This window comes from Streptomyces sp. NPDC005492, from assembly GCF_040605995.1.
Lineage (GTDB): Bacteria > Actinomycetota > Actinomycetes > Streptomycetales > Streptomycetaceae > Streptomyces.
Genome location: NZ_JBEXDX010000032.1, coordinates 61,900 through 85,004, shown reverse-complemented (window position 1 = coordinate 85,004; position 23,105 = coordinate 61,900). Strand labels below are relative to the sequence as shown.

The following is a 23,105-nucleotide window of genomic DNA, read 5'->3' as shown; positions in this document are numbered from 1 at the left end:
GGCGTCTCTCCAGGGCCGTACTCGCGACCACTTTAGGCATCCGCGTCCGGTTTCGGCCTTACTGGCGGGTGCGGATCCACACCGTCTTCTCCCTGGTCCACTGGGCGAAGGCGTCGGTGGACCGCTCCGCGCCGCCGAATCCGGACTGTTTCCAGCCTCCGAAGGGGGCGGTGATGTCGCCCTCGCTGTAGGTGTTGACGGAGACCACTCCGGCCTGGATGCCGCGGGCGAGCCGGAAGGCGGTGTCGAGGTCGTGGGTCCACAGGGAGGCGGCGAGGCCGTAAGGGGTGGCGTTCGCCGTCCGGATCGCCTCCTGCTCGGAGGCGAAGGTCTGGACGGTGACCACGGGTCCGAACAGTTCCTCGGTGAGGACTCTGCTTCCGTCGGGGGCGCCGACGACGACCGTGGGCGGGTAGTAGGCCCCGTGCGGGTGCAGGCCCGTCGGCAGGCCGGCGGTGTGGGCCACGGCTCCGGCGGCGACCGCCTCGTCCACGGCGCGGGCGACCCGGTCTCGAGCCGCCGGGCTGATCAGCGGTCCCGTACGGGTGTCCGGCTTGGCGGGGTCACCGATGACCAGGGCCCCGGCGGCGGCCGTGAACCGTGCGACGACCTGGGCGGCGATGTCCTCGTGGACCAGGATCCGGGAGCCGGCCGTGCAGTTCTGGCCCATCGTCAGGAACGCGGCGTCGATCATGTCGTCGATGAGTTCGACGCCGAAGTCGAGCGCGTCCGGCATCAGGACCTGGGGACTCTTTCCGCCCATCTCCAGGGAGACCCGCTTGAAGTTGGTCTCCGCGGCATCGGCCAGGATCCGCCGTCCGGTCGCCGTCGAGCCCGTGAACGAGAGTGCGCCGACCCCGGGGTGGCGGGCGAGTGCCCGGCCGGCTTCCGTGCCGTAGCCGGGCAGGACGGTGAGCGTGCCGTCCGGCAGCCCGGCCTCCGTCGCCAGCCGTGCCACGTGGAGGGCCGAGCGCGGGGTCGCCTCGGCGGGCTTGAGCAGCAGGCTGTTGCCCGCGGCGAGGGCGGGGCCGATCTTCCAGGCGGCCATGGCGAGCGGGTAGTTCCAGGGGAGGACGGCGGCAACCACCCCGACGGGTTCCCGGCTCATCAGGCCCAGGTGGTCGTGGCCGGTGGGCGCGATGCGGCCGAAGACCTTGTCGGCCGCCTCCGCGAACCAGCGGATCGACTCGATAGCGCCGGGCACGTCGCCGGTACGGCACTCCGTGATGGGCTTGCCCGCGTCCTCGCAGTCCAGCCGGGCCAGGATCTCGGCGTCGCGTTCCATCAGCTCGGCGAGGCGCAGCAGCACCGCGGCCCGCTCCCGGGGCGGTCGGCCCGCCCACACCCCGCTGTCGAAGACACCGCGGGCCCGGTCCACGGCCGTGTCCACCTCGTCCGCGGTGGCGGCGGGCAGGGTGTCGAGCGTCTCCCCGGTGGCCGGGTTGACGACCCGGAGCAGACGGTCGTTCGCTTCCGTGGTCATGATCACGCCTCCTTCACGAGTTCCCAGCGGCCGTCGACCTGCCGGGCCAGTCCTCTGCGGCGCAGGTCCTCCAGGTACCGCGCCAGACCGCGCTCGCCGCGTTTGCGGAAGAGCGGGAGAAGCCGGGGGAGGAGGTTCGGTACGAGCATGGTGAAGCGGACCAGGAGCGATTCACCGAAGCGCGGATACGCCTCGAAGCGCGGCCGGTCGAGCATGCTGACCACGGCGGCGACGACGTCGGACGGCTGTTGCGGCGGGTCCTGGAACTGCAGGGAGTTGCCGCCGTCGACGGCCTCCTGGCGCAGCATCGCGGTGTCGGTCGCCGACGGCAGGACCGAGCCGACACGGATGCCCTTGCCCTCCAGGTCGAGGGCGATGGACAGCATCGCGCCGCGCAGCCCGAACTTCGACGCCGCGTAGATGGGAGTCTCGCCCTGGGGGAAGATTCCGGCGAGCGACACGGTGGTGATGACGCGGGGGTCGGGGGCGACCCTCAGCAGGGGAATGGCGAGCCGGGTGGCCACCAGCGGGGAGATCATGTTGAGGTCGATCTCCCGCTCGATGGTCTCCACCGCGCGCACATCGAACCGCTCCGTGCTGGTCATGCCGACGTTGTTGACCAGCACGTCGAGGCGGCCGAAGGTGACGGCGACCTGTTCGAAGAGGTCCGCCAGCCCGGCCCGGTCCAGCAGGTCGCAGCCGAGGCCCAGGTGACCGTTGCCGGGGAGGGTGTCCGCGACCCGCTTCGCGCGCTCACCGTCGATGTCGACGACGACGCACACGGCGCCGCCGACCGCGAACCGTCGGCACAGCGCGCTGCCGATGCCGCCCGCGCCGCCGGTCACCAGCATCACCTTGCCGGTGCAGTCGTAGCCGCTCATGCCACCGTCTCCTTGCTGCGGACGGTGGGCACCGCGGGAGGGCGTCCCTCGGTGGGCCAGCCCATGGCGGCGGCGACCTTGCTGAGGTACTTGGTGTACGCGGCGCTGTCGACGTAGCCGGTGTGGCGCGGGGAGTCCACGAACTTCAGTCCGCCGGTCAGGTCGGGGCGGTCGCCCCGGATCATGCGGGCGAACCGCTCGGCATTGGGCGTGCCCCGGCGGGTGTCCTGGACGAAGCCCGCGATCAACTGCGCCTGTGCGTCGAAGAGTTGGTAGGCGCCGGCGTTGGTCTCGATGAAGCCGACGCCGAACAGCCCCTCGTGCTCTCGGGAGAACGACGACAGGTAGAGGTCGGGGTGCTGCTCGTCGCCGAAGTAGCGCTGGGCGACGGGCACTTTGTGGACGTAGCCGGTCGCCAGCAGGATCAGGTCGAAGTCGTTGCTGCTGCCGTCGGTGAAGTGGACGGTGCTGCCTTCGGCGCGCACGATGCCGGGCCGTGCGGTGATGTCGCCGTGCTGCAGGTGGTGCAGGAGCAGCGAGTTGACCGTCGGGTGGGTCTCGAAGAGCTTGTGGTCCGGCTTCTGCAGGCCCAGGCGGCGCGGATCGCCGTTGACGATCCGCAGGAGTGCGCCGAACACCTTCTGCTCCAGCCACTTCGGCATCCGGGGACCGACGCCTTCGAGGGTGTCCACGGGCCTGCCGAACAGATGCTTGGGGATGAACCAGTAGCCGCGGCGCATGCTGATCTCCGCGTGGTCGGCGGCGCGGGCCGCGTCGCAGGCGATGTCGCAGCCGGAGTTGCCCGCGCCGACCACCAGGACCCGCTTGCCGCGCAGTTCGTCGCTGCTGCGGTAGCCGACGGTGTGCCGGATCTCGCCGCTGAAGTCACCCGGGATCTCGGGGATGTTGGGGTGCCACTGCGAGCCGGTGCAGACGACGACCTGCCCGTGTCGGCTGGTCCGTCCGTCGGCACGGGTGACCGTCCAGGTGCCGTCCGGGTTCTTCGCCACGTCACGGACCCCGGTGCCGAACTCGATCCGTTCCGTCAGCCCGTACGCGTCGGCGAAGGACGTCAGGTACGACAGGATCTGCTGTCGCGGGGGGTAGTCCGCGAAGTGGTCGGGCATCGGCCGGCCGCCGAACCCCGAGAGGGTCTTGCTGGAGATGAAATGCGCCGACTCGTACATCGGGCTGCCCGGGTTGTCGATGTCCCACAGACCTCCCGGACCGGTGTGACGTTCGATGTGCGTGTACGGAAGCCGCCGCTCAGTGAGCGCTCGTGCCACTGCCAGCCCCGCGGGACCCGCACCGATGACACAGGTGTCGAATTCGGACTCCATCACGAGTCCACCTCCTCTAGTCGCCACGTTTCGGCGTGGGAGGAACTTAGGCAGCGTGCGAGCGCCAGCGGACTGGCCTGTGCGGCCACAAAGGGGGCTCCAGCGGCCAGGCCGCTGACCGGCCCGGCGCGTCCGAGCCGGTGACCTCACCGCTCGGCCGGTGGTGAGCCGATCACCCGGGGTGGCGCCGGGACCGTGCGCCGCTGGCCGCCAGGGTCCCCCGTGTGGCCGTCGGTGCCCTCCGCCGCGTCCGTCCTGATTCCTACGGTTGCTCCAATTCGCGCGCCCCGGCCCGCCTACGGCCCGTGACAGGAAGAGGCCCCATGACCCCGTCCGTCGGAGCGACGGCTCCCCCGCTGCCCGTGAGGGGCGGCCCGCTCGCGGGAGCCCGTCGAGGCACGACCACCGTGTTCGCCGCCCAGGGCGCGGCCGTGGCCGCCGTGTCCACCACTGTGCCCGCCGTGGAGAACCATCTGCGGCTGTCGTCCCTGGCGATGACCGCGCTCACGATCGCCCTGACGCTGGCCGCGGGCGCCGGCAGCTTCGCGGGGCTGGCCGCCGTACGCCGCTCGGGTCCCGTCACCGTCATGCGTGCGGCGGTGCTGACCGCCGCCGCTGCCCTGCTCTCCGTGGCCTGGGCACCCGGCCGGGTCGCCGCCTCGGCGGCCTATGTCCTGTTCGGGCTGGCGCTGGGCGCCATCGACGTGTCCGTCAACACCCGCGCGGCCACCGTCGAACGCCACTACGGGCGCAGCATCCTCTCCTCCTTCTACGCCGCCTGGAGCGCCGCGGGCGTGGCGGCCGCACTGCTGACGGCGGCCGTCTCCCGGCTGGGCTGGCCGATCCAGTACGTCCTGACCGCGCACGCCGCACTCGTGGCCCTCCTGGCCCTGACCGTCCGGACCCATGTCCTCCTGCCCGCGCCCTCCCCGCACGGTGACAGGCCGCTGCCGATCGAGGAGGTCCTGGGCCGACGGGTCTGGACACGGCTCGTCCCCTTCGGTGTCGTTCTCCTCGTCGCCTACGTCGTCGACTCCACCGTCTCGGCATGGTCGACCGCCTACCTCCACCAGACCCTCGCCGCGTCCCTGGCGGCCGCGCCGCTCGCGTACGCGGCCTACCAGGCGGGCACGGTGACCGGCCGGGTGAGCGCCGACCTCCTGGTCCGCCGGGTCGGGCCGGTGACGGTGGTCCGCGCCGCCGCCCTGCTCGCGGCAGCCGCCCTGGCCGCCCTGGCAGCGGCCCGGAGCTGGCCGTACGCCGTCGTCGCGGCAGGGTGTGCCGGCCTCGGGGTCGCCGCCCTCACCCCGCTGTGCGTCGCCGCCGCGGGCCGGCTGCGGCCCGGCGCCCCCGAGACCGTGCTGGCCCGGCTCAACGTCTTCAATTACGTCGGCGTTCTCGTCGGAGCCGGCGCGAGCGGGGGCCTGGGGGCGAGCGGCCACTTCCGTATCGCCTACGCGATACCCGCCGCCCTCGCCCTGGCCGTGGTGACCACCGCACGCTTCTTCCGCACCGACGGCACCAGGGCATCCGCCGGCGTGGACATCACGCTGGCCGGGGCCAGTTCGCCCACCTCCAGCGCTCGTACCCCTTGACCGTTGCTGCCGTCGGCTGTCTCTGCGATGGGCGCCGCCCGCATCCGGAAGTTCAGGGTCACCCTTTGTCTTTCTCCTCTTCTTCTTTCGAGTTCGTCGTCCCCCGTGATCCGATGAAGGTCGTGTGCACGGAGGACTGGGCCGCCCTCGATCCCGAGGGCGGCAGCCCGCGGTAAGGCGATACCAGTAGGGTCCTGGAAGCCCCTGCGGTTCGATCCACCCCGCTGTCACCCGCTGCGCGATGCGAAAGCGGACTGGTCAGCAGACCAGTGCCCGGTCCAGTGCGCCGGAGCGGATGTGGCGGCCGCGGGGTGTCGGGTCCAGGAGGCGGCCGGCGTCGGTGACCGGGCGTCCGCCGACGACCACGGTGACCGGTCGACCGGTGACCGTGAGGCCCTCGTAGGGGGTGTAGTCGGTGGCCATGTGGAGGGCGGCGCTGCGCATTTCGTAGGTGAGGGACGGGTCCCAGACCGCGAAGTCCGCGTCGGAGCCCGGGGCGATGACACCCTTGCGGGGGTAAAGCCCGTTGAGTCGCGCCGGGTTGGCGCACAGCGCCTCCACGAACCGGCCCAGCGGCAGCCCGCCCTTGACCACCAACTCGCTGAACAGCACCGGCATTCGGGTCTCCACGCCGGGCAGTCCGTTGGGCATCGCCCGTACGTCGTGACTGACCGACTCCTTCTGCGCGGTGTCGTAGCAGCAGTGGTCGCTGCCGATGGTCGCGACCTGTCCCATCCGGACCCGGTCCCGCAGCCCGGCGACCGTGGGAGCGGACCTCAACGGCGGGCAGCACACGAACCGTTCGGGGTGCGCACCGGCGTAGGCCGATTCGTCCAGCACCAGATGGTGGGCGACCGCCTCGGTGAAGGCCCGCACCCCCCTGCTCCGGGCACGGGCGACCAGGTCGACGGCCTCCGGGGTGGACTGGTGGACGAAGTACACCGGCGCCGCCACCGACTCGGCGATCGCCAGGATCTCGGCGACCGAGGCCGTCTCGGCCAACTCCGGCCTGGTGTCGGCATGATGACAGGCACTGATCGCACCGGCCGCCTCGCCGCGCTCCTGGACGTCGCTGATGATGTGGTCGGCCTCGCAGTGGACGCACACCATGCCGCCCAGATCCCGCAGGGTCGTCATCACGTTCAGGATGGTCTTCTCGTCGGCCATCGTCTCGCCCCGGTAGGTGGTGAACATCTTCACCGTGACCACACCGTCGGCGACCACCGAACGCAGTTGCTCCGGAACGGTGTCGTCCCACTCGACCACGCAGGCGTGCAGCGCGCTGTTGCACAACCCCTGGTCCGCCTTGGCCCGTTGGGCGGCCACCACATCGGCCGGCTGCTGTCCCGGGCGCGGGATCGCGAAGTCCACGATCGTCGTCGTACCGCCGAAGACGGCGGCGGTGGTGGCCTGCCGGTAGTCGTCCAGCGAGGTGAACTCGCCCGAGGTGAAACCCACATGGCAGTGCGGATCGACCCCGCCGGGCAGCACCAGCCGGCCCGAGGCGTCGATCTCCGTTACTCCGCGGGTGTCCGCCGAGCGGTACGTACCCGGCTCCACCAGCGCGAGCACCCGCCCGTCGCGGACCAGGACGTCGGCGGCGCCCTGCCAGTCGGCGTTGACCACGGTGCCGCCGCGGACGATGAGATCGATCGGTTCACGGAATGCCAAGGGGTGCCTCCTGCAAGGGGGTTGGGGAACAGGCCGGTATGGCGAAGCGTCAGCGCCGGGCCAGGTACGCGTGCCAGCCGCCGAACGCGCTGATGTCCACCACTCCGGGCGCCGTCAGCGCCTCCGCACGCATACGCATCGACAACGACCCGGATCCGTCCGAGAGTTGGATGACCCCGAGTTCCAACTCGGGTGGCTCCTCCGGCAGCAGGCGCTCGCGCAGCACGTCGTACGTCACCTCGTACAGCTCCCCGACGATGGACGCGCCTCCTGCCGCCACCGGGTGCAGTCCGGGGAACACGTCCCGCACCGAGAAGAAGCGGTAGTCGGGCGCGGTGTGCGCGGGGCCGAGGAAGCGGGCGTCGCTCAGCGCGTGGCTGATGCTTCCGCCGGACATGGCCTGGCCGTTGACGAACATTCTCAGCGCGGTCACGCCGCACCTGCCTTTCCGATGAGGTCGATGTCGTCGCCGCACAACAGCCGCCCCGGGCCCAGGTCCTGGACCGGGTCGGCGGGCCGCTCGCCGGAGACCAGGGAAGCGAGCGTCTCGCCCCACACCGGGGCGAGGGTGAAGGCGTAGGTGCCGCCCGCGACAAGGAAACCGGGGTGCCCGGGGACCTCGCCGATCACCGGCATCTCGTCGGGCGTCGCGGCCAGCGGCCCCGCCCACATGCGCAGCAGCCGCAGCCCGGACAGGAACGGCAGGACGCGCGCGGCCTGGGCGAGGTTGCCCGCCATGCTGGCCATGCTGACAGTGCTGCGCCCGTCGAGATCCAGCGCGCGGGCGGGCCAGCCGCCGCCGATCAGCAGATTCCCGGCGCTGACCTGCTTGACGGACATGCCCTCGCCGATGTGCTGCACGAGATGGCTCATCACGGGCGGGACGCGCTCGGTGACATGCATCTGGATCGCGACCGGCGACATGTCGACCTTGATCCCGGCCAGCGCGGCCACGTCCGCGATCCACGGGCCCGCCGCGTCGATGACATACGGCGCGGTCCAACTGCGCTCTCCCGAGCGGACCTTGTACTCCGAGCCCGTGCGGTGGATCGCGGTGACCGGGGTGAAGGGGTGCAGCTCGGTGCCGTTGCGGCGGGCCGCTTCGAGGTAGGCGGGGGTGACCAGCAGCGGGTTGGCGTATCCGTCGAGCGGGCACCAGCTGGCGGCCCGGACGGACGGCGACAGCAGTGAGAGCCGTTCGCGGGCCCGGTCGCCGGTCAGCAGCTCGGTGGGGATGCCGGCCGCGCGTTCCATGACGTGCTTGTCGCGCAGTTCCTGTTCCTGCTCCTCGGTCTCGGCCACCATGAAGCCGCCGCCGCGCCGCAGTTCGACACCGGTCCCGAGCCGCTCCTCCAGCGTCGACCAGTACTCGGACGCGCGGCGTTGCAGCGGCAGCAGACGGCCGTTGTCGACCGGGACGCCCTGGCCCGGGCGGCGGGTGTGGATGGCCTGGATGTGCAGATTCCCGGCGGTGGTCCCGGAGCCCTCGCGGTTGGGGACGCCCCGTTCCAGTACGACCACCCGGTGGCCGCGCTCCGAGAGGTGGAACGCGGCGGCGGCACCGAGGATGCCGGCGCCGACCACGATCACGTCGGGGCGGCTCACAGGTCCTCGCCCTCGGCCGCGGCGGCCATGGCGGTGCGCAGCGGAACGGGTCTGAGCGGGATCCGGGCCGAGAACGACGCCGGATCGCAGGGCCGCCCGCTCACCCGGCAGGTCAGCGCTGCGACGATGTGCCCGCACTCGCGCCCCTGGCACGGGCCCATGCCCGCCCGGGTGGCGCCCTTGGTGCCGTGCAGGTCGTTCCAGCCGGTGCCGGCGGCCTCGCGGATCTCCCCGGCGGTGACGCCCTCGCATCGGCACACCTGAGTGCTGTCGGCGAGCGTGTCGGCGGTGTCGACGGGGGCGGGGAAGAGCCGCCTGTTCAGCGCGGCGAAGCGGTCCAGGGAGCGGGCCCGCCTGCGGAGCGCCGTGCTGCTCCCGGCCTCCGCGCCGAGTCGCCGCAGCACCGCGCGGGCCGCAAGCTCCCCGCGCACCTCGGCGGCGTGCACTCCCGCGATGCCGCCCGCCTCACCGGCCACGTACAGGCCGTCGACGGAGGTCTGCCCGTCCTCGTCGAGGACGGGCAACTCGTCGCCGCCGGGTGCGTCCGTACGCGTACGGCAGCCGAGCAGGCGTGGCAGTTCGGTGCTGGGCCGGAAGCCGAAGCCGACGCACAGCGCGTCCACTTCCACCCGCCGTACGCCCGTGCCGCCGACGGTCGGGGCGTTGTCGCCCGTACGTACGCCCTCGCCCCCCGCGGCCGGACCGATGTCCACCGTACGTACGCGCTCGTCGTCACCGTGCGCGGCCAGGACCCGCATGCCCTGCTCGACCCGGACGCCGTGCCGGGCCAGTGTCAGCAGGTAGCCCCCCGCCTCGGCCAGCCGGGCCGGGTGCCGTACGGCGCCGAGCGAGCCGGGCCGCGGCCGGTAGGGATGGTTGAGTTCGAGCAACGCCTCGACGTGGGCGCCGACTTCGAGCAGGGCGCAGGCCACCGGCAGCAGGAACGGACCGGTGCCCGCCACCACGACGCGCTGCCCGACCGGGACCCGGTCCATGGTGGCCAGGTGCAGGGCGAAGCCCGCGGTGACCACGCCGGGCAGCACCCAGCCGGGGAACGGCTCGGTGCGCTCGAAGGCGCCGGTGGCGACGATCGTGGCGCGGGCCCGCACGCGCCCGGCGGCGCCCGTGCGGTTGTCCGCGGTGAACAGGGTCCGGCCGTCGTCGGCGGCGCCCCAAACCAGCGTGTGGGTAAGGCAGTTGACCCCGGCCGCGCGCACCGCGCCGATCAGGGCGCTGCCCTTGGGCCGGAAGTCGCCGAAGGCCGCCGCCAAGGGTGCCGTACGGCGCTTGTAGTACTGGCCGCCCAGTTCGTCGGCCTCGTCAATCAGCGTGACCCGCAGTCCGCCCCGCGCGAGCACCAGTGCCGCGTTCAGTCCGGCGGGCCCGCCGCCGACCACGGCCACGTCCGCCTCGATGGCCGCCGTCATCCCGTGCCTCCCGTCTCGGCGGTCGCGGGGACGGCGGCCGGGGTGGTGCGGATGTCCATGCCGTCCGCCACATGCTCAGTGCAGGTACGCGTGCCGGGGCGGCCGTCGATCGTCACCTCGCACTCCAGGCACACGCCCATCCCGCAGAACGGGCCGCGCGGTTGGCCGTTCACCGGGTTGCGACGCAGGACCCAGGTACCGGTGGCGACCAGGGCGGCGGCCACGGACTGGCCGGCCCAGGCCTGCCGGGGGGTGCCGTCGACGACGACGGTCACGGAGGGCGGCTCGGGGTGTGGGGGCTTCTTCGGGTTCATCGTGATGCTCACAGGATCCGGTCGAGGAACTGGCGGGTGCGTTCGTGCTCGGGGTGGGAGAAGAAGAGGTCCGGGGCTTTGTCCTCCACCACCACGCCGTCGCTGATGAGCACCACGCGGTCGGCCGCCGCCCGCGCGAAGCCCATCTCGTGGCTGACGACGATCATCGTCATGCCCTCCTCGCGGAGCCGGACCATGACGTCGAGGACCTCGCGGACCATCTCCGGGTCGAGGGCGGACGTGGGCTCGTCGAAGAGCAGCAGCTGGGGGCGCATGGCCAGGGCGCGGGCGATGGCCACCCGCTGCTGCTGCCCGCCGGACAGCTGGGACGGGTAGTTGCCGGCCTTGTCGGCGAGCCCCACCAGCTCCAGCAGTCCGCGCGCGTCGTCGCGTGCCTGCGCCCTGCCGGTGCGGTGGACGTTCACCGGCCCGGCGGCGACGTTGTCCAGCGCCGTCATGTTGGGGAAGAGGTTGAACTGCTGGAAGACCATGCCGGTCCGGCGGCGCTGCACGGCGATCCGGCCTTCCCTCAAAGTGGTGCGGCGGCCTGCCTGTTCCTCGTAGCCGATGGGTTCGCCGCAGATCCGGACGCTGCCGGAGTCGATGCTCTCCAAATGGTTGAGGGTGCGCAGGAAGGTGCTCTTGCCACCGCCCGACGGGCCCAGGACCAGGACGACTTCACCCTGAAGGACCGTCAGGTCGATTCCTTTGAGGACGTGTACGTCACCGAAGGACTTGTGGACGCCGACCGCCTCGACCACGACGGATCGGCCCTGTTCGCCACTGGGTTCGTTGATCTGCTTGTTGCTCAACGGTTGTCCATCTCCAGCTCTCGGGCCGCGACCGCGGCAGCGGATCCTGGTCCTGCCGCACCGCGGCCCCGCTTGGCGGACTGCCGGGGCTCATGGCCGCGGCCGACCCGGGTCTCCAGCCACTTCTGGACGAAGCCCCAGAGGGTCGTCAGCGCCAGGTAGTACAGAGCCGCCGCCGTAAGTCCCTCCAGGACACGGAAGTTGACCTGGACGGCGAACTGGGTACGGCGCAACAACTCCTCGACGGAGATGACCGAGACCAGGGTGGTGGTCTTGAGCAGCCCGTTGAAGCTGTTGCCGAGCGGCGGCACCATCACCCGCAGCGCCTGCGGGATCACCACCACCCTGAACACCCGCCACGGGGACATGCCGAGCGCGCGGGCGGCCTCGGACTGGCCGCGCGGCACCGAGAGGACCCCGGCGCGCACGATCTCCGACAGATAGGCCGCCTCGTTGAGCACAAGACCGGTCAGTGCCGCGCTGATCACGCCCAGCCGCAGGCCGAGCTGCGGCAACCCGGTGTAGATGATGACCAGTTGGACCAGCAGCGGGGTGCCCCGCATCAGCCAGACGTAGAAGCCGGTGACCAGCCGGGCCGGGGCGAACGAGGACGCTCTGCCCACGGCCACGAGCACGGCCAGCGGAAGGCCGAGCGCCATGCTGACCACGGTCAGCCAGACGGTCGTCCACGCGCCCTCGATCAACTGGGGGTTGTGAAGGAAGGAGAAGAAGGCTTCCCAGGACCACATGAGGCCCGCCCTTTCCGTTCGGATTCCGTTCGGACCGGGAACTCAGCCGGCGGTGATGGCGCCGGTGGTCAGCTTGATCTCGCCGGAGTAGAGGGTGGCGCTGTACTTCTTGAACAGCGTGTCCAGATAGCCGTTCTTCTTCAGGGTGTTGAGCGCGGTAGCGACGGCGTCGGCGGTCCTGTCCTTGCTGAAGCCGAAGGCGAGCGGGGCGGGGTTCATGCCCTTCACCGCTGTCTCGAAGGCGCCCTTGCCCTGGTAGTAGCTGGTCACCGACTCGACGATGGCGACCCCCTCGACCTGCCCGGCGGACAGTGCCTGATAGGCGTCGGCGCTGGTCTGGAAGGTACGGATGTCGACCTTCGGCTTTCCGGCGGCCGTGAGCTTCTTGTTGAGCGCCGTGAGGGTGTCGAACTCGTAGCCCGGCGCCTCGACGGCGATCGTCTTCCCCGACAGATCGCTCTCGGAAGTGATCTTCTTCGGGTTGCCCTTGGCCACCGAGATGGAGACGCCCTGGACCTCGTACGGCACCAGCTTGACCGTCTTGGCCCGCTCGGGGGTGTAGAACATGCCGGTGTCGATCATGTCCCAACGGCCGCTCTGCACACCCGGGATCTGCGCGTCGAAGGGGATGTTGACGAACTTCGGCGTCAGACACAGGGCCTTGGCGATCTCCTTGCCCAGGTCGATCCGCATTCCGATGATGTTTCCGGACGCGTCGAGGTACTGCATGGGCGGCAGCGTCGCGTTGGTCGACATGGTGAGGATGCCCGCCTTCACCAGGTCTCCCTTGCCGAGCTTCGTCTTACAGGAGGACGTGCCGGAGGAGGACGAGGACGAGGCGGAGGTCTGGCCGCCGCATGCCGCCAGGGTGGTCAGGAGCAGGGCGGTGGAGGCCGCGGTGAGCAGTCTGCGCATGGTGGTTCGCCTTTCGGGGGCACTTCACGGGGAGACGTTCGAGGGGGTGCGGGAACCGGGGTACGAGAACCGGGGTGCGGCCCGTCAGGAGGAGTGGGAAGGGGACCGCAGACCGGCCTCGTCCAGCGCCGCCGCGAGCTGATCGAGTACGGCCGGGTCGGTCAGCGGAAGCAGTGGGGGCCGCACATGCCCGCCGGGCTGGCCGAGCAGCCGCATCGCGGACTTGAGCTGCGAGGTCGGCGACGCGAACCTGGAGCTGTAGTCGGGGTTGACGAGCAGGCCCACGAGCCGTTCGTAGCGGGCGGACCACTCGCGGGCCAGGGCGAGGTCGCCGGACCAGTAGGCCTCGTAGAAGGGCACGGCGAAGGGTGCGCCGAGCGCGCCGCCGTCGATGTTCCCGGCGCCGCCGAACTCGGCCATGACCGCCAGGCCGCGGCGGTGGATGAAGCGTCCGAAGACCTGGACGGTGCCGGCGAGGGCCGCGCAGGTGTCCGCCACCTTCAGCTCGTCGCCCGAACTGTCCTTGACGGCAACGACGTTGTCGAGGCCGGCCAGCCGCACCAGCGTGTCGACGCCGATGTCCACGGCGGTGCCGCGCGGCCAGTTGTAGACCATGAGAGGGAGGTCGACGGCTTCGGCGACCGTACGGTAGAACGCGTAGATCTCGTCCTGGCTCGGATGCACATACGGCGGGGGAGTGGTGAGGATGCCGTCGGCCCCGATACTCCGGGCGTGCTCGCCGTACTCGACGCACTCGGCGGCGGTGAACGCGCCGCAGCCGATGACGACCGGTATCTGTCCGGACAGCTCCGCCACCGCGATCTCCGCCACCCGGCGCCGCTCGGCCGGGGACTGGGCGAACCACTCCCCGGTGGTGCCGTTCACCAGCACGCCGTGCACGCCCTGGGCGCCGTACAGGTGGAGCAGTTCGCGCCAGGCCGTCTCGTCGAGCGCACCGTCGGCGGTGAACGGCGTGGGCGCGGCCGGCCAGTAGCCGTGCCAGGACACTGCACTCCGGTTCATCGGGCTCTCCGGTGTATCTGTGGGATCGATTGCACAGAACAGTCACGGTGGACCGTGAGCCAAGTCAACCCTCCGGTGACCGAAAATGGCCGGTGAAACACACTTTTTACGGCGTGGAATTGAGCGTTTCTGGCATGATGGGCGAGCCTGCCGTTGGTGGGCGGGGAAGTTTCGTGGGATCGATTGCATGATCGGGGGCGGGCCGATGGCGGTCACGTTGGACGAGGTGGCCGAAGCGGCGGGGGTGTCGAAGAGCACCGCCTCACGTGTGCTGAGCGGCTCGGACCGGGTGAGTGACCGGACCCAACGGGCTGTCATGGCGGCCGCCGAGCGGCTCGGTTACCGGCCCAACCGGATCGCCAGCGGACTGCGCACCCGGCGCAGCAATCTCATCGGCCTGGTGATCACCAACCTGGTGAACGCCTCGTTCCACACCATCACCGGGATCGTGCAGCGGCGCCTCGACGAACTCGGCTACCAGGTGCTCCTCTGCATCACCGACTCCGACCCGGCCCGCGAGCGGCGCTACCTGGAGATGCTGCTCGACCACCGGGTCGACGGGCTGATCATCGTGGGCACCGGCGAGAACACCCCCGTGGTCGCGGACGTCGCCGCGGCCGGCATCCCCGTCGTCAACCTGATCCGCTCACCCGACGGCGCGCCCGGAGACGCCGTCATGGCCGCCGACCGCGAGGGTGCCGTACTGGCCACCCGGCATCTGTTGCGACTGGGGCACCGACGGATCGCCTTCATCGGCGGCCCCGCCTCGGTCGACTCCGGCCGGGAACGCTACGCCGGATACGTCGAGGCTCTCGCCTCCGCCGGTCTGGAACCCGACCCGGCGCTCATCGCCCGCGGCCCGTACGAGGTCCCCTTCGGAGCCGAGGCCGTCATGCGACTGATGGGCGAAGGCCCCCGGCCCACCGCGCTCTACAGCGCCAACCACGAGGCGACCTTCGGCGCCCTCGGCGCGCTCGTCCAACTCGGCATCCGGATCCCCGACGAGCTCTCGCTCGTCTGCCACGAGGAGGCCCCATGGTTCCCCTACTGGCATCCCCCGATCACCTTCGTCGACAACGGCGCGCGTGACCTCGGCGAACTCGCCGCCGAACAGTTGCTACGCCGCATAGGCAAGCACGAGAACCCCCTTGAAGGCGCCGGCCGTGCCATTCGGGTCGGCTCGAAGCTTGTGGTCCGGGAGTCGGCGATCGCCCTGGGGGCGGCAAGCTCCGGGGTGTGACCAAATTGCGTGGGCCGGGTCCCACGGTTGCCGGGTTGGGCGGCGTCACATGCTCATGGCCGTAGCCGGATGGCGTCGTCGCGGGGCGCCGCAGCTCCACGGCGGGCCTAGGAGATGGCGGAGAGGTCCGTGCGTCCGTAGGTGCGGTAACGGATGTCGCGGAGATTCGGGCCGAGACGATGGCTGGCGCGGGAGAGGCGGACGCGGCGGGTGAGCGGCTCCGGCAACGGACGGTTACGTGCGTTGCCGAGATCGAGGCAGAGGATGCGGCATCGCGGGGTGCTTCCGCTCTCGTTCGAGCGACTGACATCGATAAACGCGTCGCCTTGTTCCCTACCTTTGGACTAGAGATCGTTAACGGCTGAGGTTACGGCGGTTGGATGTCGAGTCCGGTCTTGGCGATGAGGCCCTCGACAAGGCCGGGTCGTACTGCATCGGTTTGAGCCGGGTCTTCATCAGCGCGGTGAGCTGGTCGAGGTTGCGTTTGGTGAGGTCGGTCGGCGGCCTCCGGCCTTGACCCGGTCATCGACGCGGCCGATCCACTTCAGATCAACGGCTACGCCTACAGCCACAACAATCCCACCACGCAGAGCGACCCGACCGGGCTGTACGACCCGGACCGGATGCAGTACGAGCGGCAGCAGGCGGAGAAGAAGCGACAGGACGAGGAGAGGAAACGCAAGGCGCGGGCCGAGGCCTTCAAGAAGGTCCGTGAGAAGTACACCCTGGCTCACGACACCACGATTCTGATGGCCAAGTCATGGTTGGTGATGGTCCAGCCGCACGGCGGCGGCGTCGTGACCGTCGATCTACAGCAGACCGCGAAGATCCGTGATTCCGAGAACTGGATCAAGGGTGGGTCGAGCGAACATCCCGGAAAGGAGGACGGCTGGGCCGACATACCGCCCCAGGAAGGCATCAATAACTTCAAGAAGAATGAATGGGTCCAGTCGTACCCATCCACCCGGAGCAAGGGTGTGATTGCCTATAAGACTAAGGAGATAAAACAGATCCCATTGCCCGAGCCGCAAGTCCAGAGGCAGGAGCAGGACGATTCGTGGTGGGAGAAAACCCAGAACTGGTGGCATGAGAACATCACGAACCACGACTGGTCCAACAATCCCTTGATGCCGAAGAGTCCGGTTGGAGGCGGCATCCCGATGCCGCTTCCAATCCTCCCGTGAGCCGACGGTACAATGAGGGCCATTGAGGCCTTTGGATCGGAGTAGTTGGCAGGTAGTTGGCAATGGATATGACGCTTCGAAGGATTTCTGCTGCGGATGCGAACAAGGGATTCCGGCATGTCGTATCGGGATTCTCTGGTGAACGCACCGATGTGGAGAGCGAGTGCTTTCTCGGCCGCGAGTGGGAAGTCCTGGAGCAGATCCTGCTGACTCAGGGGCCCGAGGAGGTCAGTGAACTTCCCATCACCATGGGCGACCTCCTCGGTGACGATGACCTCGGCACCGCCTGCTTCTACCTCCCGCCGGACGAGGTGGCGGTCGCAGCCCGTTTCCTGGTCTCCATCGACGTCGAACGGTCCGTCGCCGATCACGCCGACGAGATCGCGAGCACGTTCCGCCACGGCGACATCCCGGCCGGCTACCTGGAAATCCTCGGCCGTTACCTGGAGAAGGTCCGTGATCTCTACACCGCGGCCGATCAGGCAGGTGAAGGCGTTGCGAAACTCGTCCAGGGCTGAGACCCGCCGCCCTGGGCCATGGCCGGTAAGGGCCGCGGTTGTCGCGAGCGCCACGGGCGTACTGCTCACCCTGCTCACGGGCTGCGGCACGGCACCTGCTTCCTCGCCTGCATCCACGGCCACGGGTACGTCCACGACCAAGGCCGCGGACCCGGCCGCGAAGGCACACGACATCGAGCAGAACCTGAAGACCGCCGCCCGCGCCGGTGGCCTGTCCTTGTTGGACGAGCCCACCAGGGACGAGCGACGCTGCGTCGTCGGTTACCTGCTGCAGCCGTTGTCCCAGAGTGGACCCGACCCCGTGGACGCCACGGTCACGAGCCTTCACGACGACGGCTGGGGTGACGAGCGCCGCGCCCGGGTGAAGGGGATGCGGCGGGTAACCCTCACCAAGGAAGGCTGGACTCTCCGCGTTCGCGAATATTCGGCCCAGGGAGCCAAGCGTGGCTTCGTCGCTCTGCTGGCCACCAAGGCAAGCTGCAGGCAGTCGCAGTTTCAACGTGCGTCGTGATCTGCCGCGAGCACAAGAACTCCAGGGTGAGCGATGGCGTACCGCAAGGACCTCAGCCTGCACGAGTACTCGGACGACGCTGACGAGCCCGGTCGGCGTCCACCTCGCGGTTCGACGTGCTGTCGGGATCCTCGTCGAATAATCGTTGGCGATACGTGGGAGTCGGAGGCTAGGTTTCTTCTCGTCCCCGTGGTGGCCGGTCGGCCGCCACTGTCGGCCGAGTGTGTCCGGGAGGTGTGACCGATGGCTGTCGTTGAGATGGGCGCTGCCCGCATCCGGAAGTTCATCAAGTCCACTCCCGTGGCCTCCGGCTGACCACTCCTCTTCTTCCGTGCCTGTGCGCGCGGTGCCGGGGCCACCCTTGTGAAGGGTCACCCCTTGTCTTTCTCCTCTCTTTCGAGTTCGGCTTCGTCACACCCGCTCGCCCCGTACGGCTGGGACGCGGACTGGGAGGCCGAGTTCGCCCCGCTCGCCGAGCAGGGGCTCCTGCCCGGCCGGGTCGTACGGGTCGATCGCGGCCTGTGTGATGTCGTCACGTCTGCCGGCGTCGTCCGTGCCGACACCGAGTTCGTCGTCCCCCGTGATCCGATGAAGGTCGTGTGCACGGGGGACTGGGCCGCCGTCGATCCCGAGGGCGGTAGTCCGCGGTATGTGCGGGCGCTGCTGCCTCGTCGTACCGCCTTTGTACGGTCCACCTCGTCCAAGCGGTCCGAGGGGCAGATCCTCGCGGCCAATGTCGACCACGCGATCGTGGCCGTACCTCTGAACGGGGAGGTCGACCTCGGTCGTATCGAACGGTTTCTCGCGCTGGCGTGGGAGAGCGGTGCCCAGCCCGTCGTCGTGCTGACCAAGGCCGACCTCGTGCCGGACGCGGCGACGCTGTCGTATCTCGTCCAGGACGTGGAGACGACGGCGCCGGGTGTGCCGGTGCTGACGGTCAGTGCGGCGGCAGGGGACGGGATCGACGTCCTCGCGGCGGTCGCCGCCGGTGGTACGTCCGTGCTGCTCGGGCAGTCCGGTGCGGGCAAGTCGACACTCGCGAACGCGCTGCTCGGCGAGGACGTGATGGATGTCCAGGCGACGCGTGACGTGGACGGCAAGGGCCGTCATACGACCACCACGCGCAACCTGCTCGTGCTGCCCGGCGGCGGGGTGCTGATCGACACCCCGGGGCTGCGGGGCGTCGGACTGTGGGACGCGCAGACCGGGGTCGGGCAGGTGTTCGCGGAGATCGAGGAGTTGGCGGGACAGTGCCGCTTCCACGACTGCGCCCACACCGCCGAACCCGGCTGCGCGGTGCTCGCCGCCCTCGACTCCGGTGAACTCTCCGAACGCCGGCTCGACAGCTACCGCAAGCTCATGCGCGAGAACCAGTGGATCGTCGCCAAGACCGACGCCCGGCTCAGGGCCGAGCTGCGCCGCGACTGGAAGCGGAAGGGGGCGGAGGGCAAGGCGGCCATGGAGGCGAAGCGGGGGAGGTCGGTGTAACAGCCCCGGCGCCACTTCAACGCCACGTCCGATTTCCGCCAGCCCCGTCCCCGGGGATGGCGGAGACTGGAGGGCGTGATGGACGAGGACACCAGATACGAAGCCGTGCGGAGCCGGGACGCCCGGTTCGACGGTGAGTTCTTCTTCGGCGTCGCCACGACCGGGATCTACTGCCGGCCCAGTTGCCCCGCCGTGACGCCGAAGCGGCGCAATGTGCGGTTCTTCGCGACGGCCGCCGCCGCGCAGGGCTCGGGTTTCCGGGCCTGCCGGCGGTGCCGCCCCGACGCCGTGCCGGGCTCGGCCGAGTGGAACGCGCGCGCCGATGTCGTGGGCCGCGCCATGCGGCTGATCGGCGACGGCGTCGTCGACCGCGAGGGCGTCGCCGGGCTCGCGGTACGGCTCGGATACAGCGCACGGCAGGTCCAACGGCAGCTCACCGGCGAACTCGGCGCCGGCCCCGTCGCCCTCGCCCGGGCCCAACGGGCGCACACCGCACGGGTGCTCGTGCAGACCACCGACCTGCCGATCACGGAGATCGCGTTCGCGTCCGGGTTCGCCAGCGTGCGCCAGTTCAACGACACGATGCGCGCCGTGTACGCGTCGACCCCGAGCGAGCTGCGCACCAGCGCGCCCAAGGGCCCGACGAAGGGGAACGGGCCATCGGCCGGAATCCCGCTGCGGCTCGCCCACCGCGGTCCCTACCAGTCCGCCGCCGTCTTCGACCTGCTCGCCCGCGAGGCCGTCCCCGGCATCGAGGAACTCACCGGCAGCCCCGGCCGCCGCACCTACCGCCGAACCCTCCGCCTCCCGTACGGCACCGGAATCGTCGCCGTCGACGAACGCCCCGGCGCCCCCGCGGCCGCGTCAGCCGCCCACCCCGGCGGCTGGCTCGACGCCCACCTCCACCTCACCGACCACCGCGACCTGACCACCGCCGTACAGCGGCTGCGCCGGCTCTTCGACCTCGACGCCGATCCGTACGCCGTCGACGAGCGGCTCGGCGACGACCCCCGGCTCGGCCCGCTCGTCGCGGCCCGGCCGGGCCTGCGCTCGCCGGGCGCCGCCGATCCGGAGGAACTGGCCGTGCGGGCCCTGGTCGGGCGGGCGGAGGCCGAGCGGCTGGTGCGGCGCTACGGCAAGACCCTGGACGCCCCGTCCGGCACTCTCACCCACCTCTTCCCCGAGCCGGCCGCCCTCGCCGAGGCCGCGCCCGGCGATTCCCTGGCCGCCCTCGCCACCGCCCTGGCCGACGGCACCGTACGACTCGACGCCGGCGTCGACCGGGACGACGCGCAGGACGCCCTGCTCGCGCTGCCCGGCATGGACGCCGCCACCGTCGCCGTGATCCGCGCCCGCGCCCTCGGCGACCCCGACGTGGCGCCGCCCGGCGCCGACATCCCGGACGCCTGGCGCCCCTGGCGTTCCTATGCCGTACAACACCTGCGCACGGCAGGGGAGTTGGAGTCCCGATGATCGACCCCACGAACACCCGCTGGACGAGTTTCGAGAGCCCTTTGGGCCAACTCCTCCTCACCGCGGACGAGTTCGGCGCCCTCACCTCCCTCTCCGTCCCCGGCCAGAAGGGCGGCCGTACCGTCCAACCGGAGTGGCGGCAGGACCCCGGCCCCTTCCGGGCCGCCGCGGAACAACTCACCGCCTACTTCGCCGGTGAACTCAAGGAATTCCACCTGGATTTGCGCACCTCCGGCACCGACTTCCGCGAGCGCGTGTGGACCGCGCTCGACTCCGTGCCCTACGGCGCGACGACGACGTACGGCGAGATCGCCGCCCGTATCGGCGCGCCCCGGGCCGCCGTCCGGGCCGTGGGCGGGGCGATCGGCGCCAACCCGCTGCTGGTCGTCCGCCCCTGCCACCGGGTGATCGGCGCCGACGGATCGCTGACGGGCTACGCGGGCGGCCTCGACCGCAAGGTGTCGCTCCTCACCCTGGAGCACGCGCTGGACTAGTCGGTCTCCAGCCCCCAACTGTGGATCCGCCGGGGATGGATCCGAATGAGCTCCTCGCTCATGTGCGGCCCCAACTCATGCGGGCCGACGAGGAGTTCGGCCTCGCCGCGGATGTCGATACCGCGGACCTTCCACGGTCTGACGCTGACGATGTCGTCCACGACCAGCGCGACCTTCGGGTTCGCCCGCAGGTTGCGCCACTTCTTCGTCGTCCCCATCGCATAGCCGCCGACCAGGATCGTCCCGTCGTCCTGCGGGAAGAAGCCGACGGGATTCGCCTGCGGCTGCCCCTGGGGGTCGACGGTGGCCAGTCGCCCCAGCCGCTGGGACGTGAGGTAGGCGCGCTCGGCCTCGGTGAATGCGGTCATGCCCGCAGCCAAACACGCCTGCCCGCCTGTCGCATCGGCCTCAGGGCCTACGCCTTCCGCCCCACCCCTTCCGCCCTACTCCTCCCGTCCTACTCCGGACAGGCGGATACGGCGCCGGTCGCCGGTGATGCTCCGTCGTCCGCCCGCCCCGGCGTGCCACGGTCGCCTCCTCATGGTCGGCGGGGAGAGACGGAGCGCTCATGGTCGGGTCCGGACGGATCGGCGTGGCACTGCTCGTACTGGTGCTGGGTGCGGGAGTCGGCCAGGGCACGGCGACCGCCAACGACCCGGCCCCCGCACCGCTCGACACCTGGACCGGCACCTGGGAGGCCGCCCCCTCGGGCACCGCCCCGGCCCAGCCCGGCGCCTCCCTCCGCAACGTCGTCCACCTCAGCGTCGGCGGCAGCACCGTCCGCGTCCGGCTCACCAACCGGCTCGGCACCGCCCCTCTCGACCTCGACACGGTGACCGTCGCCCTGCGCGAGACCGGTCCGGACGCCGTGCCCGGCTCAATGCGCACCGCCACCTTCAAGGGCGCCGGGGCGGTCACCATCCCGGCGGGCGAGGACCTGGTCACCGACCCCGTCCTGCTCGCCGTACCCGCCGGAGCGGACCTCCTGATCACGGTCCACACGCCCACCGACTCCGGCCCTGCGACCTACCACCGTGCCGCCGGACAGACCAACTACCGTGCGCCGAGCGGCAATTGGGCGGCCGACAGCGACGGCTCCGCATATACGACGACCACCACCTCCTGGTACTACGTCACCGGCGTCGACGTCCTCGACGCCCCTGCGGCCGGCAGTGTCGTCGCGTTCGGCGACTCCCTCACCGACGGCAACGGTTCCACCCGCGACGCCAACCACCGCTGGCCCGACCGGCTCGCCGACCGCCTCGCCACCCTGCCTCCCTCCCGCCGCCTCGGTGTCCTCAACGCCGGTGTCTCCGGCAACCGGCTGCTCCGCGAGGACGTCGGACCCAGCGCCCTGACCCGCTTCGACGCCGACGCCCTGTCGCGGTCGGGCGTGCGGGTGGTGATCGTCCTGGAGGGCATCAACGACATCAAGGGCACCCCGAACGCCACCGACCCCGACGCCTTCGAGGACGCCTATCGCACGCTCGTGATCCGCGCCCACGCCCAGGGCATCCGGGTCATCGGCGCGACCCTCACGCCGTACGGCGGCAACGGCGGGTACACGGCGGCCCGGGAAGCCGTACGCCAGGCGGTCAACGCCTTCATCCGCCTCGACAGCCCCTTCGACGCCGTCGTCGACTTCGACACGGCCGTCCGTGACCCGGAGGACCCGCAACGGATCCGGCCCGCCTACGACTCCGGCGACCATCTGCACTTCAACGACGCCGGCATGCTGGCCCTCGCCGAGACGGTGGACCTCGCCGAACTGGGGTGAGGGTTGGGCGCGGTGCCGCTGATGGTGTCAGCCCCAGATGGTGGCGCCGAGCCATGCGCCCGCGATCAGCAGACACGTGAACAGTTCGGTCAGCACGCTGGAGCCGCCGGACCGCATCGCCGTACGGAGCGAGGCCATGGCCTCGCCGTGCCGGCCCAGCCGCAGCCGTTCGTGGAGGTAGATCCCGGCCATGAAGCCGGGGATCGCGCCGATCACGGGGACCAGCAGGAAGCCGAGGAACGCGCCGGATCCGGCGTACACGGCCATTCGGGGGGTCGCGCCGCTCGCGCGCAGCCGGCGCGGCGGCAGGACCCAGCGCACCACCTGGGAGAGGAAGAGGACGGCCGTCGCGCCCACGAGGACGCTCCAGGAGACCGGCTGCGGATCCTTCAGCGCCCACCACAGGACCGCGGCCCACACCAGCCACGACCCCGGAACGCCGGGCACCAGGACTCCGCACAGGCCGAGCAGGATGACCACGCCGACCATCAGGAGTTCAGCCACTCCCATCTGCCCAGCGTGCGGGATGCGGGGTGAAAATGCAGGTCAGATGTGCGCCGACCGGCGCTTTGTGTGGGGGAGGAGGGTGTGTATCACAGGGGATC

General features: G+C 70.7%; 23 protein-coding genes. 9 read left to right on the top strand and 14 right to left on the bottom strand.

Translation table 11 applies throughout. The annotated features are described in order from the left end of the window. Positions 1 to 58 precede the first annotated feature (58 nt). From ABZT04_RS32695 to ABZT04_RS32685, 3 genes are read right to left on the bottom strand one after another with little or no spacing between them, the layout of a single operon-like run. Entirely contained in the window at positions 59 to 1,483 is a 1,425-nt protein-coding gene (locus ABZT04_RS32695; RefSeq protein WP_356060595.1) for an aldehyde dehydrogenase family protein, read from the bottom strand. Positions 1,484 to 1,485: 2 nt separating this feature from the next. Next, positions 1,486 to 2,364, bottom strand: a complete 879-nt coding sequence (locus ABZT04_RS32690) for an SDR family NAD(P)-dependent oxidoreductase (protein ID WP_356060593.1) — start codon at positions 2,362 to 2,364, stop codon at positions 1,486 to 1,488. Continuing rightward, complete coding sequence (locus tag ABZT04_RS32685) at positions 2,361 to 3,707, bottom strand: NAD(P)/FAD-dependent oxidoreductase (RefSeq protein WP_356060591.1); 1,347 nt, start codon at positions 3,705 to 3,707, stop codon at positions 2,361 to 2,363. Before ABZT04_RS32685 ends, ABZT04_RS32690 begins: the two co-directional genes overlap by 4 nt. A 320-nt stretch (positions 3,708 to 4,027) precedes the next feature. On the opposite strand from ABZT04_RS32685, the gene ABZT04_RS32680 reads away from it, so the two are divergent. Continuing rightward, complete coding sequence (locus tag ABZT04_RS32680) at positions 4,028 to 5,299, top strand: MFS transporter (RefSeq protein WP_356060589.1); 1,272 nt, start codon at positions 4,028 to 4,030, stop codon at positions 5,297 to 5,299. Between the two features lie 258 nt (positions 5,300 to 5,557). Here the strand turns inward: ABZT04_RS32680 and hydA are convergent, their stop codons facing one another. The 9 genes from hydA to ABZT04_RS32635 form a co-directional block, all read right to left on the bottom strand. After that, positions 5,558 to 6,970, bottom strand: a complete 1,413-nt coding sequence (gene hydA / locus ABZT04_RS32675) for a dihydropyrimidinase (RefSeq protein WP_356060587.1) — start codon at positions 6,968 to 6,970, stop codon at positions 5,558 to 5,560. Positions 6,971 to 7,019: 49 nt separating this feature from the next. Beyond that, on the bottom strand, positions 7,020 to 7,403 hold the full coding sequence (locus ABZT04_RS32670; protein ID WP_356060585.1) for a gamma-glutamylcyclotransferase: 384 nt from the start codon (positions 7,401 to 7,403) through the stop codon (positions 7,020 to 7,022). Then, the gene (locus ABZT04_RS32665) at positions 7,400 to 8,575 is read right to left on the bottom strand and encodes an FAD-dependent oxidoreductase (protein WP_356060583.1); all 1,176 of its coding nucleotides are present in this window, start codon (positions 8,573 to 8,575) and stop codon (positions 7,400 to 7,402) included. The genes ABZT04_RS32670 and ABZT04_RS32665 overlap by 4 nt, the downstream gene beginning before the upstream one ends. Continuing rightward, positions 8,572 to 10,002 carry an FAD-dependent oxidoreductase gene (locus ABZT04_RS32660; RefSeq protein ID WP_356060581.1) on the bottom strand — a complete coding sequence of 477 codons (1,431 nt, stop codon included), beginning with the start codon at positions 10,000 to 10,002 and terminating at the stop codon, positions 8,572 to 8,574. The genes ABZT04_RS32665 and ABZT04_RS32660 overlap by 4 nt, the downstream gene beginning before the upstream one ends. Continuing rightward, entirely contained in the window at positions 9,999 to 10,328 is a 330-nt protein-coding gene (locus ABZT04_RS32655) for a (2Fe-2S)-binding protein (protein WP_356060579.1), read from the bottom strand. The genes ABZT04_RS32660 and ABZT04_RS32655 overlap by 4 nt, the downstream gene beginning before the upstream one ends. Beyond that, positions 10,325 to 11,128, bottom strand: a complete 804-nt coding sequence (locus tag ABZT04_RS32650) for an amino acid ABC transporter ATP-binding protein (protein ID WP_356060577.1) — start codon at positions 11,126 to 11,128, stop codon at positions 10,325 to 10,327. Before ABZT04_RS32650 ends, ABZT04_RS32655 begins: the two co-directional genes overlap by 4 nt. Continuing rightward, positions 11,125 to 11,877: an amino acid ABC transporter permease gene (locus ABZT04_RS32645; RefSeq protein ID WP_356060576.1), complete on the bottom strand. Its 753-nt coding sequence runs from the start codon at positions 11,875 to 11,877 to the stop codon at positions 11,125 to 11,127. Before ABZT04_RS32645 ends, ABZT04_RS32650 begins: the two co-directional genes overlap by 4 nt. Before the next feature lie 42 nt (positions 11,878 to 11,919). Continuing rightward, the gene (locus ABZT04_RS32640; RefSeq protein WP_356060575.1) at positions 11,920 to 12,792 is read right to left on the bottom strand and encodes an ABC transporter substrate-binding protein; all 873 of its coding nucleotides are present in this window, start codon (positions 12,790 to 12,792) and stop codon (positions 11,920 to 11,922) included. 84 nt (positions 12,793 to 12,876) lie between these two features. Continuing rightward, a complete protein-coding gene (locus tag ABZT04_RS32635) occupies positions 12,877 to 13,815 on the bottom strand; it encodes a dihydrodipicolinate synthase family protein (RefSeq protein WP_356060574.1) in 939 nt (312 codons plus the stop codon). 205 nt (positions 13,816 to 14,020) lie between these two features. Between ABZT04_RS32635 and ABZT04_RS32630 the strand changes: the two genes are divergently transcribed. From ABZT04_RS32630 to ABZT04_RS32600, 7 genes are all read left to right on the top strand, one after another. Further along, positions 14,021 to 15,055: a LacI family DNA-binding transcriptional regulator gene (locus ABZT04_RS32630; RefSeq protein WP_356060573.1), complete on the top strand. Its 1,035-nt coding sequence runs from the start codon at positions 14,021 to 14,023 to the stop codon at positions 15,053 to 15,055. 623 nt (positions 15,056 to 15,678) lie between these two features. Then, positions 15,679 to 16,239, top strand: a complete 561-nt coding sequence (locus ABZT04_RS32625; protein WP_356060572.1) for a hypothetical protein — start codon at positions 15,679 to 15,681, stop codon at positions 16,237 to 16,239. 152 nt (positions 16,240 to 16,391) lie between these two features. Beyond that, positions 16,392 to 16,757 (top strand): hypothetical protein, encoded by a 366-nt coding sequence (locus ABZT04_RS32620; RefSeq protein WP_356060571.1) that lies wholly within the window; start codon positions 16,392 to 16,394, stop codon positions 16,755 to 16,757. Then, positions 16,696 to 17,268 (top strand): hypothetical protein, encoded by a 573-nt coding sequence (locus tag ABZT04_RS32615; protein WP_356060570.1) that lies wholly within the window; start codon positions 16,696 to 16,698, stop codon positions 17,266 to 17,268. The genes ABZT04_RS32620 and ABZT04_RS32615 overlap by 62 nt, the downstream gene beginning before the upstream one ends. A gap of 378 nt (positions 17,269 to 17,646) precedes the next feature. After that, the gene (gene rsgA / locus ABZT04_RS32610; protein WP_356060569.1) at positions 17,647 to 18,756 is read left to right on the top strand and encodes a ribosome small subunit-dependent GTPase A; all 1,110 of its coding nucleotides are present in this window, start codon (positions 17,647 to 17,649) and stop codon (positions 18,754 to 18,756) included. A 78-nt stretch (positions 18,757 to 18,834) separates the two neighbouring features. After that, positions 18,835 to 20,229, top strand: coding sequence for an AlkA N-terminal domain-containing protein (locus tag ABZT04_RS32605; RefSeq protein WP_356060568.1), 1,395 nt, complete (start codon positions 18,835 to 18,837; stop codon positions 20,227 to 20,229). Next, the gene (locus tag ABZT04_RS32600; protein ID WP_356060567.1) at positions 20,226 to 20,723 is read left to right on the top strand and encodes a methylated-DNA--[protein]-cysteine S-methyltransferase; all 498 of its coding nucleotides are present in this window, start codon (positions 20,226 to 20,228) and stop codon (positions 20,721 to 20,723) included. The genes ABZT04_RS32605 and ABZT04_RS32600 overlap by 4 nt, the downstream gene beginning before the upstream one ends. On the opposite strand, the gene ABZT04_RS32595 is transcribed toward ABZT04_RS32600, so the two are convergent. Then, on the bottom strand, positions 20,720 to 21,091 hold the full coding sequence (locus ABZT04_RS32595) for a PPOX class F420-dependent oxidoreductase (RefSeq protein WP_356060566.1): 372 nt from the start codon (positions 21,089 to 21,091) through the stop codon (positions 20,720 to 20,722). The genes ABZT04_RS32600 and ABZT04_RS32595 overlap by 4 nt on opposite strands. Before the next feature lie 200 nt (positions 21,092 to 21,291). Here ABZT04_RS32595 and ABZT04_RS32590 point away from each other — a divergent pair, with 200 nt between their 5' ends. Next, the gene (locus ABZT04_RS32590; protein WP_356060565.1) at positions 21,292 to 22,500 is read left to right on the top strand and encodes an SGNH/GDSL hydrolase family protein; all 1,209 of its coding nucleotides are present in this window, start codon (positions 21,292 to 21,294) and stop codon (positions 22,498 to 22,500) included. Between the two features lie 27 nt (positions 22,501 to 22,527). Here the strand turns inward: ABZT04_RS32590 and ABZT04_RS32585 are convergent, their stop codons facing one another. Then, on the bottom strand, positions 22,528 to 23,010 hold the full coding sequence (locus ABZT04_RS32585; RefSeq protein ID WP_356060564.1) for a DUF456 domain-containing protein: 483 nt from the start codon (positions 23,008 to 23,010) through the stop codon (positions 22,528 to 22,530). Between the last annotated feature and the right edge of the window lie 95 nt (positions 23,011 to 23,105).